Here is a 12,011-nt window from a genome sequence, read left to right on the forward strand (position 1 = left end):
GGCGCGCACCGCACCGACTCGGAGAGACAATGGACGACAACCGCAAGAAGGCCCTTGCCGCCGCGCTGGGCCAGATCGAAAAGCAATTCGGCAAGGGCTCGGTTATGCGCATGGGCGACGCCGGTGCCGTGCGCAATATCGAGACCGTCTCCACCGGTTCACTGAGCCTGGACGTAGCCCTTGGTATCGGCGGTCTGCCGCGCGGCCGCGTTGTCGAGATCTACGGCCCGGAGTCCTCCGGCAAGACGACCCTGACGCTACACGTGGTCGCCGAGACGCAAAAAACCGGTGGCACTGCGGCCTTCGTCGATGCCGAGCATGCGCTCGATCCGCAATATGCCGAGAAGCTCGGCGTGAACATGGAAGAGCTGTTGGTCTCCCAGCCCGATACCGGCGAGCAGGCGTTGGAGATTACCGACATGCTGGTGCGCTCCGGCGCTGTCGATCTGGTGGTGGTGGACTCCGTTGCGGCACTGACGCCCAAGGCCGAGATCGAGGGCGAGATGGGCGACTCCCACGTCGGCCTGCAGGCGCGGCTCATGTCCCAGGCGCTGCGCAAGCTCACGGCCAACATCAAGCGCTCCAACGCCATCGTCATCTTCATCAACCAGATTCGCATGAAGATCGGCGTGATGTTCGGCAGCCCCGAGACCACCACCGGTGGCAATGCGCTCAAGTTTTATTCGTCCGTGCGGCTCGACATCCGCCGTATCGGCTCGTTGAAGAAAGGCGAGGAAGTGATCGGCAACGAGACCAAGGTCAAGGTGGTCAAGAACAAAGTCGCCCCACCCTTCAAGCAGGTGACTTTCGACATCCTCTACGGCGAAGGCATCTCGCGCGAGGGCGAGATCATCGACCTCGGTGTTGCCGGCAACATCATCGACAAGTCCGGCGCCTGGTATAGCTACAGCGGCAACCGCATCGGCCAGGGCAAGGATAATGTGCGCAATTTTCTCAAAGATAATAAAGACATGGCCGCAGAGATCGAGGCCAAAATTCGCGCCCATCTGCTACCGACCACTGATAGCGCCGGCGAGGATTCAGCAGGCAACGCGGCACCGACAGCCGCCGGCGCCGAACCACCACCTGCGAAGAGCGCCAAGGGCGCAGACCAGGCGGCGAGCTGATTGCCCGCGCGCCAGTCGCCATCCCTTAGCTCCACTCTGGCCGTGAGCCCCGCTGTTTTCGCATCCGCCGTATCTATCACCCCGATGGAACGCGACCAGGACCCAGCCCCGGCAGCCGAGCTGCGCAAGCGCGCGCTGCGCCTGCTCGGACGGCGCGAGCACAGCCGGCGCGAGCTTGAGCGCAAGCTCGGCGCGCGCGCCGGATCGCCAGAGCAAGTCCCAACAAATCAAATGCCGGCAGTTCAAGTCCCTGCAGATCAAATCCAGCAGGTGCTCGACCAGCTTGAGCAAGAGGGCCTGTTACAGGACGAGCGCTTTGTCGAAACCTATGTCGCGGAGCGTCTCAACAAAGGCTTCGGCCCATTGCGCGTGCGCGCGGAGTTGCTCGAACGAGGCGTTGGCGAGGCGCTGATCGACTGCCATCTGCAGATGGATGACGAAGCCTGCTTCGAGCTGCTGTGCCGCGCCAACCGCAAGCGCAGCGGCGCGGACGCAGCCCAGTCCACGAGCGATCAGCCAAACGCGCATTCAGCGGCGCAGCGACGGGAACTGGCAAAGCGCGCCCGTTTTCTGGAATATCGCGGTTTCCCGTCGCATCTGATCGCCCGCCTGCTGCGCCAGGACGATGTCTTCTGACCCTGACGCTCGACCGAACCTTTCGCCGAACCCCAAAGCCGAACGAGAGTCGCACACGACCCCCATCATGAACAGCAGCGCCGAGCTTCGCCAAGCATTTCTCGACTACTTCGCCCAGCACGAACATACCTCGGTGCCCAGCAGCCCGTTGGTGCCCGGTAACGACCCAACCTTGCTGTTCACCAACGCTGGCATGGTGCAGTTTAAGGACACCTTTCTCGGTCGCGAAAAACGCCCCTACAGCCGCGCCGCCAGCTCGCAGCTGTGCGTGCGTGCCGGCGGCAAGCACAACGACCTGGAAAACGTCGGCTACACCGCCCGACACCACACCTTCTTTGAGATGCTAGGCAACTTTAGCTTCGGCGACTACTTCAAGCGCGAAGCCATCAATTACGCCTGGGACTTTTTAACCAAGGTGCTGCACCTGCCGCCCGAGCGCCTTTGGGTTACGGTCTTTACCGAAGACGATGAAGCCGCCGACATCTGGCTGAAAGAGTTGAAGGTCGACCCAACCCGATTCTCCCGCTGCGGAGAGAAGGACAACTTCTGGTCCATGGGCGACACCGGCCCCTGCGGCCCCTGCTCGGAAATCTTCTACGACCACGGCCCCGAGATCCCCGGCGGCCCGCCCGGAACGGCTGACGCCGACGGCGACCGCTATGTGGAGATCTGGAACCTGGTGTTCATGCAGTTCGACCGCGACGCCAGCGGCACGCTCACCCCGCTGCCACATCCCTCGGTCGACACCGGCATGGGCCTGGAACGCTTGGCCGCGGTGGCGCAAGGCGTGCATAGCAACTATGACATCGACCTGTTCCGCAAACTGATCCGCGCCGCCGCCGAGGTCACCGGCTGTCAGGATCACAGCAGCAAATCCCTGCGAGTGATTGCTGACCATATCCGCTCCGCCGCCTTCTTAATCATCGACGGCGTCACCCCCGGCAACGAGGGACGCGGCTATGTGCAGCGGCGCATCATTCGCCGCGCCATTCGCCACGGTTATCAACTCGGCCAGCGCGAGCCTTTCTTCCATCGCCTGGTCGCACACCTGGTGGCCGAGATGGGCGAGGCCTATCCCGAGCTGGCCAAGAAGCAGGCCACCATTGAGCGCGTTCTGCGGACTGAAGAGGAACGCTTCGCCGATACGCTCGAGCTTGGCCTGCGCCTGTTCGAGGATCTGGCCACCCAGGCCCGCGATGGCCAAATTCCCGGCGAGGCCGTGTTCAAGCTCTATGACACCTACGGATTTCCGGCCGATCTCACTGCCGATCTGGCGCGTGAGCGCGGGCTGAGCCTGGACATGGCCGCATTCGAGGCCGAGATGGCGCAGCAAAAAGCGCGCGCGCGCGCGGCCAGTCAATTCGGCGGCGGCGCTTTTGCTCAGATCGAGCTTGAGGGCAAGACGGACTTCACCGGCTACGAGGGCATTGATGACCAGGGCACCCTGGTTGCGCTCTATCGCGACGGCGAAGAGCGCGACAGCCTGGGCGAAGGCGAAAGCGGCCTGCTGATTCTGGACGTCACGCCCTTCTATGCCGAGTCCGGCGGCCAAGTGGGCGACACCGGCGTAATCGAGACCGAGAACGCCCGCTTTGAGGTACTCGACACCCAGAAGCACGGCGATGGCGTCATTGGTCATCACGGCCGGGTGGTCAGCGGCGAGCTACAAGTGGGCGACCAGGTCAGCGCCCTAGTCGATGGCGAGCGCCGCAGCGCCACCGCCCTGCATCACTCCGCCACCCATCTGCTGCATGCGGCCCTGCGCACAGTCCTCGGCGATCACGTCCAGCAACGCGGCTCCCAGGTCGGCTCCGAGCGGCTGCGCTTCGACTTCTCCCACTTCGAGCCGGTCACGCGCGAGCAGCTGCGTGCCATCGAGCATCTGGTCAATCGCGAGATCCGCAACAACCACATGGTCGAGACCCGCATCATGGAGATCGAAGACGCCAAGCGCTCCGGCGCCGTGGCCTTGTTCGGCGAGAAATACGGCGATCAGGTGCGGGTGCTGCGCATGGGGGATTTCTCGGTTGAACTCTGTGGTGGCACCCATGTGCGCGCAGTCGGCGACATCGGGCTCTTTAAAATCCTTTCCGAGACCGGCATTTCCTCCGGCGTGCGCCGCATTGAGGCGGTCGCCGGCGAGCAAGCCCTGCGCTGGGTTGAGGACGAAGAAAGCCGTCTGCAACGCATCGCCGAGTTGGTCAAAGGCTCGCCCGCCGATGTGGATGAAAAAGTCAGCCAGCTCGCCGAGCGCGCGCGCCGACTGGAGAAAGAGCTCGAACAACTCAAGGGCAAGCTCGCCAGCGCCGCCGGCTCCGAGCTGGCGGATCAGGCCATCGACATCAACGGGGTCAAGGTACTGGCCGCCAAGCTTGATGGAGTCGACCCCAAATCCCTGCGCGACACGCTCGATCAGCTCAAGAACAAGCTCGGCTCTGGCGTGCTGGTACTGGCGACTGAAAACGCCGGCAAAGCGAGCTTGATCGTCGGCGTCACCAAAGACCTGACCGACCGCTTCAAAGCCGGCGACCTCATTAAAGTGGTCGCCGCCGCTGTTGACGGTAAAGGCGGCGGCCGCCCCGACATGGCCCAGGCCGGCGGCAACAACCCCGCTGCCATCCCGGCATCCCTAGCGCTGGTTGAGCCCTGGGTGCGCGAACGCGTCCACTAGCCACTTGCCAATAGCCCATTAGCCACTAACGACTAACCACTTCTTCAATGTCACTGATCGTTCAAAAATACGGCGGCACCTCGGTCGGCAGTATCGAGCGCATCCAGCATGTCGCCTCCCGCGTCAAACAAGCCACGGACCAGGGGCATAGCCTGGTCGTGGTGGTCTCCGCCATGTCTGGCGAGACCGACCGCCTGCTCGGACTGGCTAAAGCCATCCAGGCCATCCCCGCCCCGCGCGAACTCGACGTGCTGCTGTCCACCGGTGAGCAGGTCACCATCGCCCTGCTCAGCATGGCGCTGGAGGCCATCGGCTGCCCGGCGCGCTCCTACACCGGCGCCCAGGTGCACATGCTCACCGACAGCGCGCATAACAAAGCCCGCATTCGCGACATCGACGCCGCCCGGGTGCGCGCCGATCTCGATGCCGGGCGTGTGGTGGTGGTCGCCGGCTTTCAAGGCGTTGACGAACAGGGCGATATCACCACCCTCGGGCGCGGCGGCTCGGATACCTCGGCGGTGGCCATGGCTGCCGCGCTCAAGGCCGACGAGTGCCAAATTTATACCGATGTCGATGGGGTCTACACCACTGACCCACGCATCGAACCCCATGCGCGCAAGCTCGAGCGCATCACCTTCGAGGAAATGCTTGAAATGGCCAGCCTCGGCTCCAAGGTGTTGCAAATTCGCGCGGTCGAGTTTGCCGGAAAATACCGCGTGCCCCTGCGTGTGCTCTCAAGCTTTACCGAAGGCGCAGGCACCCTGATCACTTTCGAGGACGACACTGTGGAAGACGCCCAGATCGCCGGCATTGCCTTCGCCCGCGACGAAGCCAAACTCACCATTCTTGGCGTGCCGGATCAACCCGGCATCGCCCATCGCATTCTCGGCCCCGTCTCAAACGCCAACATCGAAGTCGATATGATCGTGCAGAACGTCGCCGCCGATCAGCGCACGACCGACTTCACCTTCACCGTGCACCGCAACGACTACGACAAGGCCATGGCCATTCTGCGCGAGACCTGCGCCGGCCTGAACGCCCGCGAGGTACTTGGCGACCCGGCCATCGTCAAAATCTCGCTGGTGGGCGTGGGCATGCGCTCCCATGCCGGCATCGCCAGTCGCATGTTCGAGGCACTGGCGGTCGAGGGTATCAACATCCGCATGATCTCAACCTCCGAGATCAAAATCTCCGTGGTGGTCGACGAGAAATACCTCGAACTCGGCGTGCGTTCGCTGCATAAGGCCTTTGGGCTTGATCAGGTCGTTGGTGCCGCGGCGGCCTGACGCGCGGGCAAAGACCAGCATCGCATACCGCCAAAGCGACCCGGAATATCACAAGAAGAATCAGCCTGCCTATGGCCAGCGAAGTCCAAAATTTGCGGTTTTGAGCTATTACATTTCTGTAACAATTGATACACTCGTTATGGCGGAACATTGATCGCCATCCGCAAGGTCACGCGACCCCATCTCCACGCACGACGTTGCCGAATATTTGCGACCAGCGTTGGGCTCGGACTCTGGAAGACAGGGATCGCAATGCATTAAAAGGAATAACAGGGAGATACGAAAATGCTAATATTGACCCGCCGGGTCGGGGAAACGCTCATGATCGGGGACGAGGTAACAGTCACCGTGCTGGGAGTAAAGGGCAATCAAGTTCGCATCGGTGTCAACGCCCCCCGGGATGTCGCCGTGCATCGTGAGGAAATCTACGAGCGTATCAAGCGGGAACAGCCACCCCCGCCCGACGCAGGCCTAGGCGCCGAGCCATCCGACCTCTTACCTGACACCCAACATAGCAACGAAGGCTAAAAGCGGCTCCGGGCGCCCTCTTCCACCAGCGCGCCAACGAGAAAAGCTCGCCACAAAGCGCCTGGTCTTTGCTACAATTGCGCCCACCCCGGAGAGATGGCCGAGTGGCTGAAGGCGCTCCCCTGCTAAGGGAGTATGGGTTAACAGCCCATCGAGGGTTCGAATCCCTCTCTCTCCGCCAGCACACAAAAAAAAGCCCACTAGAACAAGCGTCTAGCGGGCTTTTTTCTTCTTTCTGTAGCCCAAGGCGCGGACTACATTGTACGTCGTTTGTGACAGAAAATCGGGTTTTCGCGTTTCTCGGTGTCCCGGATTTGTCCCGGCGTCTAGGTGCGTCCCATGCGGGCTAGCGGCGTACGCCTGCGTTTTGTCCCGAAAATGTCCCGCGGCGCTCCAGACGCTGCTGTAACGCGTGCGTCACCCTCTCCTAATCTTCACTGCTGCTGATGCTGCGCGCCTTTTCCACCAGATCCTGTCCAAGATGCCGCTCGGCGAGCATTATCAGATGAGTCCGCTGGCGGCGATCTAAGCTGCTCCAACCCTCGGCTGGCACGAATCCGGCGAGCGCATCGCTAGGCACCTGATGCCACGCGGCGTCGAGCTGAGCATCCAGCTTGTCCTTTGCCGGCGTGAAATAATCCTCGACTGATAGCGTCCCCGCGAGCATCAGCATCTCGGCGGTAGAGCGCTCGATCAACTCTGCCGCTCGTCGCAAAATGTCCAGCGACAACCCGTCGATAGGTCGCCGCCCGAGGATCAGCGCACTCAGATAGGACGGAGCGATCCCGAGCTTCTTGCAAATTTCCGCGCGCCCGAGCCCCTGACTCTGGCCGGCATCCATGATGAGCCGCAGCAGCGGCGGTAGCTTGTGGATTGGCAAATTGTGGTCAATCTGCCGCTTTTTTCGGGTCATCGGTCTTACTCGCATTTCCTTCTTCCCTTTTCGTCTCCATCCGTTTCGGATTTCAACAGCCCGCAGTGGTGGCTGCTGCCGTCTTATCTCAGCGCAGCGAGTTACCTCGATCGCATCCCTTTCGTCAGGCATGCCTGCCCGGGCTAGCAGGCCAGTTTGGTCGTGCAGTTTCCAAAACCGAACGCACATGACCGCGCGTACTGAGATAGGTAAGCGAGCATTTTCTGCTCGTGACGCACGGCGTCACTGATTGGTCTCTCAGTATCAGTAGGTGACGCGCGCGCATGCATTGCTGGCGGCCGATGTCCTGCACCCGGGGGTCGTCTTCCTGCAGCAAGGCCTCAGCAATGGCATCCACCGTCATCTTCTGACCCAGGGCATCCCAGACCTGCTTGAGTACCCGTTTCAATCCAGCGGTGCGATAGTCGCCCAGCGGCTCGGTCGGTGCCGCCATGGCGGTGATGATCGCCAGCACCACATCGGCTTCTTCCTCCCAGCGCTGCACTAGCTCGAAGGGATTGATGCAGATGTCTGATGCGGCATTGAAGGCGATGAACTGTCCGCCCAGCGCCTCGCAGAGTTTCTGATAACTGCGCCCGACATCGACAATCCAGCAGCGCGCCCCGGCGCTGAGGGAAGAGGCAATCAGCTCATTGGTGAAAAAGCTCTTCCCTGCTCCGGAACTGGCCGCCACCACCGCGTTGTAGTTGCTGGTGGAATCAAACAGCGACAGCCCCATCAGCTGTCCGCTGCGCGAGAGCAGATTGACGACGGGAGTTGGCGTGCCTTTCCAGTCACCAAAGACCGGCAACAGAGTCACCGCATGGCGTGCCGCCAGGGTGCGGTAGCGCATCATGTCGCGGATCGCCCGGCGGTCCATGCCAAAGGGCAAGGCCTGCAGGAATAAGGGCAGCACGAAGTAGCGATCGCGCATCAGCTGAAAGCCAAGCTCGCGCCAATAGGTAATCGCATTGGAAGCGACCGCCGCCGCCTCGGCCGGAGAGGAAAACAGCACCAGGCTCAGATAACACTGCACCGGGCGGTCGCCCTGGTCCAGGGCGGCAAAGAGCGCATCGAACCCCTGCTTGCGCGAGACCAGCTCGGGCATGAACTTCGCCAGCGGGCCATAGGCGGTATTGGTCGCCCACTGGCGCTGGCCTTTCATGCGCGCGCGCAGGCGTTCCTGGTCGGGGAAATACAGATTCAGCGTGACCAGGGCGTTGTGGCGAATGCCCCGGGTGCCGGATAAGGGATCACCCAGATAGCGCGCCGCCAGGCCGAAGTGGACCTGGTCCGGGTAGCGCTTACAGGAGAGCACCTGCACGCGAGTCTCCCCGAGAGTCAGTCCATCGGCGTCGACCTCCAGGGCATGGTCGTAATCGAGCAATTGCTCGCGCAGGATGCGAGTCGGGTCGCACTCGGGGGCGATGCGATGGCGCCAGGAGGCTTCCTCGCCCCAGTTGAGCAAGGTTCCGAGCAAGCGAACATAGTCCTCCGCAGTCAGCGGCTGCGGATGCAGCCCGGCAGTGCTGAGCATCTGCTCGGTCTCGGCGCGATGCTCGTTGGTATGGGCGATCTCGGCCGCGTTGGGCAGCATGGCGGCGATGGGCACTTTCACCCCGACGAAGACGCGCAGATCGCGCACCCGCACCTCGGTGCCGGGGATGATGGGGTCGGTCACGCCGCTGCGCAGAAACTGCGCACGCTCCTGGGTGGCTTCGCGCAGGACGCCAGGGTCCAGATCCAGGCGCAGTCCGAGCATGACAGCCAAGGAGTGGTCGATGTCCGGGGTCGACCAGAGGGCGACCTGCATCTGGGTGCCGGCAGGCCAGTCCTGGTTGAGCAGGACTGAGAGACGCTCGGCATAAGAGGCATCGGCACCGGCCAGCGGAGTACAGAGAAATCCGTACCCCAGCGTCTGGTCGTCGTGCTGGAACAGATTGCAATCGGGGGCGAAGGCGAGCGGGCTGAATAGGTTCGCCGCGCGCTCGCCCTGAAACTGACGGGCGGGATGGGTCATGGCTGGTCGGGGGTCTCTTGCTGGGGCTGATCGGTCAATTGAATCCGCGGCGGCTCCGCGCTCAGCAGCCAGGCGCGACCGCGGGTGATCAACTGCCGGGCGCGGGCGGGCTTGCAGGGCGCGAGAAAGCGGCCGTCGGCATCGAGGACGGCCACGGCGGACGGCTGGGATTTGAAACGTCGTCGCATGGTGGGTGTGCCTGGGTGGAATGGGTTGGAAGTTCCTTAAGAGGCGGTTTCCCGCCCAGGCTCGGCACGTCGTGCGGGACAAGGGTCTGATCGCAGATTGGATCCCGTCAGGCGGCCGGTCAGTCAGCAAGGGAGGCTCAGAGAATCTGCAGGGTGGCGGAAACCACCGCATCGACGATGTCGGGGGCCATGAACAGGCCCAGCCCGGCGGCGATGCCGATGGCGAAAGACATAATCGACTGGCGCGCCACGCCAGCGATCAGCCCGACGATGATGAAGGACACCGCGATGATCCGGCCGAGCAGACCGGTCATCCAGCCGATCAGCATGTCGTAGGTGGCCTGGAACTCGGTGCCGCCGGCGCCGGCCAGCGCGGTGTCCGGTAACAAGAGCACCAGCAGCGGCGTGCCGATCAGGGCGGCATGCAGCAGTGGGCTCGAAGACAGGGGTTGGGTTTGGGTTGGGACACGGATCATGTGTGACTCCTTCTTGGTTAGGTTGAGGGGTGGAGGGGTTGGGTCAGGGTTTGCGCGAGGGCTCGGGACTCGAAACCTGGCGCGGTTCAAGTTGCAGGGGTGTCAGGACGGTGCTTGTCGCTGTCCCGGTGGCCGAGGCCAAATGCCAGCGGCGCGGGACCACTTCGGTGAAGACGTGGCTGGCGCCATGCAGATTGCCCGCGCTGTCTTCCCAGGGCGAGATCCAGATGCGCAGGACTTGCGCTGGGGTGCGGCTCGGGGTTGGGTTGGTTTGCGCGGCGGAGGTGGGGGCAGCCTTTTCTTTGGATTCCTGATTCTTGGCGGATGGACGAGCCGCGCGATCTGAACCGGGGGTACTTGGGCTGGTTTCAATCACGCCTCCCTGACCGGCGACGATCACCGGCGCAGCCGCATCGGACGGACGCGGCGAGGGCGTGATGCAGCCAGACAACGTCGCTGCGACGGCTACGGCCAAAACGGAATCACGGGCTCGACGAACTCGGATCATTGGGATTTCTCCTGTTGCAAGCGGCGCTCGGCCGGTGGTGGGCCATCGCCGTCGGTCAGGGCATAGATGTCGGCGGTGGACAGACACAAGGGACGGCTCGGCAAACCCTCGCAGGCATACTCTTTGGTGCCGAGACCGCCGGCGCAACCGGTAAGCCCGAGGGGCAGGACGAGCAAGAAGACCGGAACAACGGCACGGCGCGTCATGGCTGCTCTCCCGCCAGCCAGGCACTCAGCTCGTCGGGGATGCCGCGCTGGATGCGGCCATCCGGCGCGATCAGCGTTGGTGCGGAATCGATCCCCAGCAGGCGCGCGGTGATGAGCGCCCGGATCAGGGGCTGGGTGTCGCAGTCGGCTCGGGGTGGGAGCAGCTCGGACCAGGACTGGTCCAACAGCGCGGATCGGGCCGCTTCGGGCGATGGCGCGCAGAGCAGGCTGCGGGTCGCTTGGGCCGACTCAGCACCGCCGAGCGGCAGTGGGATGACATGGACGGAGTGCTCGGTTTGCACGAGACGGTCGAGCAGTTCCTGGCAAGCGGGACAAAGTGGATCGATGAACACCCAAGCTGGGTTTGTCCCAGACCGCGCCGCGCCAATCAGGATCGCGCCGAGGTCTTTGGGATTCAGGCCAAGGCGTTTCAGGTCAACCCGCCCGACGAGTTTCTGGGCTTGAGCCACCGACTCCAGTCGCGCTCCATGCCACAAGTCCCAGGCATCGCCGGTGAAGGCATAGCGGCCGTTGGCGCTCAGGAAGGCGACGCGGTCTTGCAGTTGAAGCATCTGCACGCCGCTGCCAGGGAGCTGAATGGATGCCTCCAGCGGCGCGGACAGATCGGAGAGGTCAGATGGCAGCGCAGGCGCGGCCAGCGCGGTCGGCCCGCTCAGGGCGAGGAGGAATGGAACACTGGATCGGTATGAAAGGGACATCGGACACCTGCATCAGTCGGGTTGCTGTGGAGACACAGCTTGCCCGTTTGCAGGCTTTCGAAGCGACAAGGAATGCTCGGTAGATCAGGTTTGATTCCAGTTTGCAAAAGCAGGAAAGGCGAACCTTGTCGATGTACCGGTCCGAAAGCCCCTGCGCCCGCATAGTGCGACTATCAAGTTCTTAGATCATCTGGTGCACCCTGCCCCACCGGATCAGGCGCCGGAACTTCGAGGTTTTCCATATAGGTGCGCGCTTCCACGCCGGGATCCGGTAAACCGGCGATCATCCAGGCCGTCAGCGGTCCGCCGAACAGCCGGGCCAGACAGTCGATCTTGAGGTTCAGTGCGGCGCACAGAGAATGTTCCACTGGCAGGCTTGACGTGGCGAAATAGTCTTTCCGCAAATTGGCGATGACCCGCCAGTGCTCATCGGTGAGCTGGACACCATGCTCGCGCGCCAACATCTGCGCAAGCGGCGCATTCCAGCGTTCAGGGACGCGGACGAAGCCGCGTTCATCGAAGTCTTCGGCATTCAGGTTGCGCAATACGGGCATCAGGCTTCTCCCTCGGGTTGGGTTCAGGTCAGTCTGGCCCAAGAGCAGCAAATTCGGGGCCGCATGTGGGGCGGCTCTGGGAGATCGTGCTTCGAACGCGCTACCGCAATGCCATGGACTGTCCTTCAATGTCGGCTTTCCCGCCCACGGTCCCCGGAGAATCAAGCGCTCACAATGGT

The 12,011-nt window shown here is 62.9% G+C and carries 13 protein-coding genes and 1 tRNA gene; 6 read left to right on the forward strand and 8 right to left on the reverse strand.

The annotated features are described in order from the left end of the window. The first annotated feature begins 29 nt into the window (after positions 1–29). From recA to Thiosp_RS15295, 6 genes are all read left to right on the forward strand, one after another. On the forward strand, positions 30–1,127 hold the full coding sequence (gene recA, locus Thiosp_RS15270; protein ID WP_201063054.1) for a recombinase RecA: 1,098 nt from the start codon (positions 30–32) through the stop codon (positions 1,125–1,127). Positions 1,128–1,169: 42 nt separating this feature from the next. Further along, positions 1,170–1,763, forward strand: coding sequence for a regulatory protein RecX (locus Thiosp_RS15275; protein WP_323696514.1), 594 nt, complete (start codon positions 1,170–1,172; stop codon positions 1,761–1,763). 67 nt (positions 1,764–1,830) lie between these two features. Next, positions 1,831–4,434 (forward strand): alanine--tRNA ligase, encoded by a 2,604-nt coding sequence (gene alaS, locus Thiosp_RS15280; protein ID WP_201063056.1) that lies wholly within the window; start codon positions 1,831–1,833, stop codon positions 4,432–4,434. Positions 4,435–4,481: 47 nt separating this feature from the next. Further along, complete coding sequence (locus tag Thiosp_RS15285; RefSeq protein ID WP_201063057.1) at positions 4,482–5,720, forward strand: aspartate kinase; 1,239 nt, start codon at positions 4,482–4,484, stop codon at positions 5,718–5,720. A 285-nt stretch (positions 5,721–6,005) separates the two neighbouring features. Beyond that, complete coding sequence (csrA, locus tag Thiosp_RS15290; protein ID WP_201063058.1) at positions 6,006–6,248, forward strand: carbon storage regulator CsrA; 243 nt, start codon at positions 6,006–6,008, stop codon at positions 6,246–6,248. A 90-nt stretch (positions 6,249–6,338) separates the two neighbouring features. Then, positions 6,339–6,429 (forward strand) — tRNA-Ser (locus Thiosp_RS15295). A gap of 246 nt (positions 6,430–6,675) precedes the next feature. Here Thiosp_RS15295 and Thiosp_RS15300 read toward each other — a convergent pair. The 8 genes from Thiosp_RS15300 to Thiosp_RS15335 form a co-directional block, all read right to left on the reverse strand. Then, complete coding sequence (locus Thiosp_RS15300; protein WP_323696516.1) at positions 6,676–7,161, reverse strand: helix-turn-helix domain-containing protein; 486 nt, start codon at positions 7,159–7,161, stop codon at positions 6,676–6,678. Positions 7,162–7,285: 124 nt separating this feature from the next. Then, the gene (locus Thiosp_RS15305; RefSeq protein ID WP_323696518.1) at positions 7,286–9,181 is read right to left on the reverse strand and encodes a TraC family protein; all 1,896 of its coding nucleotides are present in this window, start codon (positions 9,179–9,181) and stop codon (positions 7,286–7,288) included. Further along, a complete protein-coding gene (locus Thiosp_RS15310; RefSeq protein ID WP_201065454.1) occupies positions 9,178–9,369 on the reverse strand; it encodes an RRXRR domain-containing protein in 192 nt (63 codons plus the stop codon). Before Thiosp_RS15310 ends, Thiosp_RS15305 begins: the two co-directional genes overlap by 4 nt. A 137-nt stretch (positions 9,370–9,506) precedes the next feature. Continuing rightward, complete coding sequence (traA, locus tag Thiosp_RS15315) at positions 9,507–9,845, reverse strand: TraA family conjugative transfer protein (RefSeq protein ID WP_201065452.1); 339 nt, start codon at positions 9,843–9,845, stop codon at positions 9,507–9,509. A gap of 43 nt (positions 9,846–9,888) precedes the next feature. Continuing rightward, positions 9,889–10,353: a TraV family lipoprotein gene (locus tag Thiosp_RS15320; protein ID WP_201065450.1), complete on the reverse strand. Its 465-nt coding sequence runs from the start codon at positions 10,351–10,353 to the stop codon at positions 9,889–9,891. Beyond that, a complete protein-coding gene (locus Thiosp_RS15325) occupies positions 10,350–10,559 on the reverse strand; it encodes a conjugal transfer protein TraV (protein ID WP_201065448.1) in 210 nt (69 codons plus the stop codon). Before Thiosp_RS15325 ends, Thiosp_RS15320 begins: the two co-directional genes overlap by 4 nt. Further along, positions 10,556–11,278 carry a thioredoxin domain-containing protein gene (locus Thiosp_RS15330; protein ID WP_201065445.1) on the reverse strand — a complete coding sequence of 241 codons (723 nt, stop codon included), beginning with the start codon at positions 11,276–11,278 and terminating at the stop codon, positions 10,556–10,558. Before Thiosp_RS15330 ends, Thiosp_RS15325 begins: the two co-directional genes overlap by 4 nt. A gap of 173 nt (positions 11,279–11,451) precedes the next feature. Continuing rightward, complete coding sequence (locus Thiosp_RS15335; protein WP_323696519.1) at positions 11,452–11,874, reverse strand: TusE/DsrC/DsvC family sulfur relay protein; 423 nt, start codon at positions 11,872–11,874, stop codon at positions 11,452–11,454. Between the last annotated feature and the right edge of the window lie 137 nt (positions 11,875–12,011).

It is taken from the genome of Thiorhodovibrio litoralis (genome assembly GCF_033954455.1).
In the GTDB taxonomy this organism is placed as follows: domain Bacteria; phylum Pseudomonadota; class Gammaproteobacteria; order Chromatiales; family Chromatiaceae; genus Thiorhodovibrio; species Thiorhodovibrio litoralis.

What these genes read in the sequence shown, in the direction of transcription:
- Thiosp_RS15320 (WP_201065450.1), bottom strand. Translation starts at nt 10,353, where the DNA reads ATGATCCGAGTTCGTCGAGCCCGTGATTCCGTTTTGGCCGTAGCCGTC.
- csrA (WP_201063058.1), top strand. Translation starts at nt 6,006, where the DNA reads ATGCTAATATTGACCCGCCGGGTCGGGGAAACGCTCATGATCGGGGAC.
- Thiosp_RS15310 (WP_201065454.1), bottom strand. Translation starts at nt 9,369, where the DNA reads ATGCGACGACGTTTCAAATCCCAGCCGTCCGCCGTGGCCGTCCTCGAT.
- Thiosp_RS15325 (WP_201065448.1), bottom strand. Translation starts at nt 10,559, where the DNA reads ATGACGCGCCGTGCCGTTGTTCCGGTCTTCTTGCTCGTCCTGCCCCTC.
- traA (WP_201065452.1), bottom strand. Translation starts at nt 9,845, where the DNA reads ATGATCCGTGTCCCAACCCAAACCCAACCCCTGTCTTCGAGCCCACTG.
- Thiosp_RS15285 (WP_201063057.1), top strand. Translation starts at nt 4,482, where the DNA reads ATGTCACTGATCGTTCAAAAATACGGCGGCACCTCGGTCGGCAGTATC.
- recA (WP_201063054.1), top strand. Translation starts at nt 30, where the DNA reads ATGGACGACAACCGCAAGAAGGCCCTTGCCGCCGCGCTGGGCCAGATC.
- Thiosp_RS15330 (WP_201065445.1), bottom strand. Translation starts at nt 11,278, where the DNA reads ATGTCCCTTTCATACCGATCCAGTGTTCCATTCCTCCTCGCCCTGAGC.
- alaS (WP_201063056.1), top strand. Translation starts at nt 1,831, where the DNA reads ATGAACAGCAGCGCCGAGCTTCGCCAAGCATTTCTCGACTACTTCGCC.
- Thiosp_RS15300 (WP_323696516.1), bottom strand. Translation starts at nt 7,161, where the DNA reads ATGACCCGAAAAAAGCGGCAGATTGACCACAATTTGCCAATCCACAAG.
- Thiosp_RS15305 (WP_323696518.1), bottom strand. Translation starts at nt 9,181, where the DNA reads ATGACCCATCCCGCCCGTCAGTTTCAGGGCGAGCGCGCGGCGAACCTA.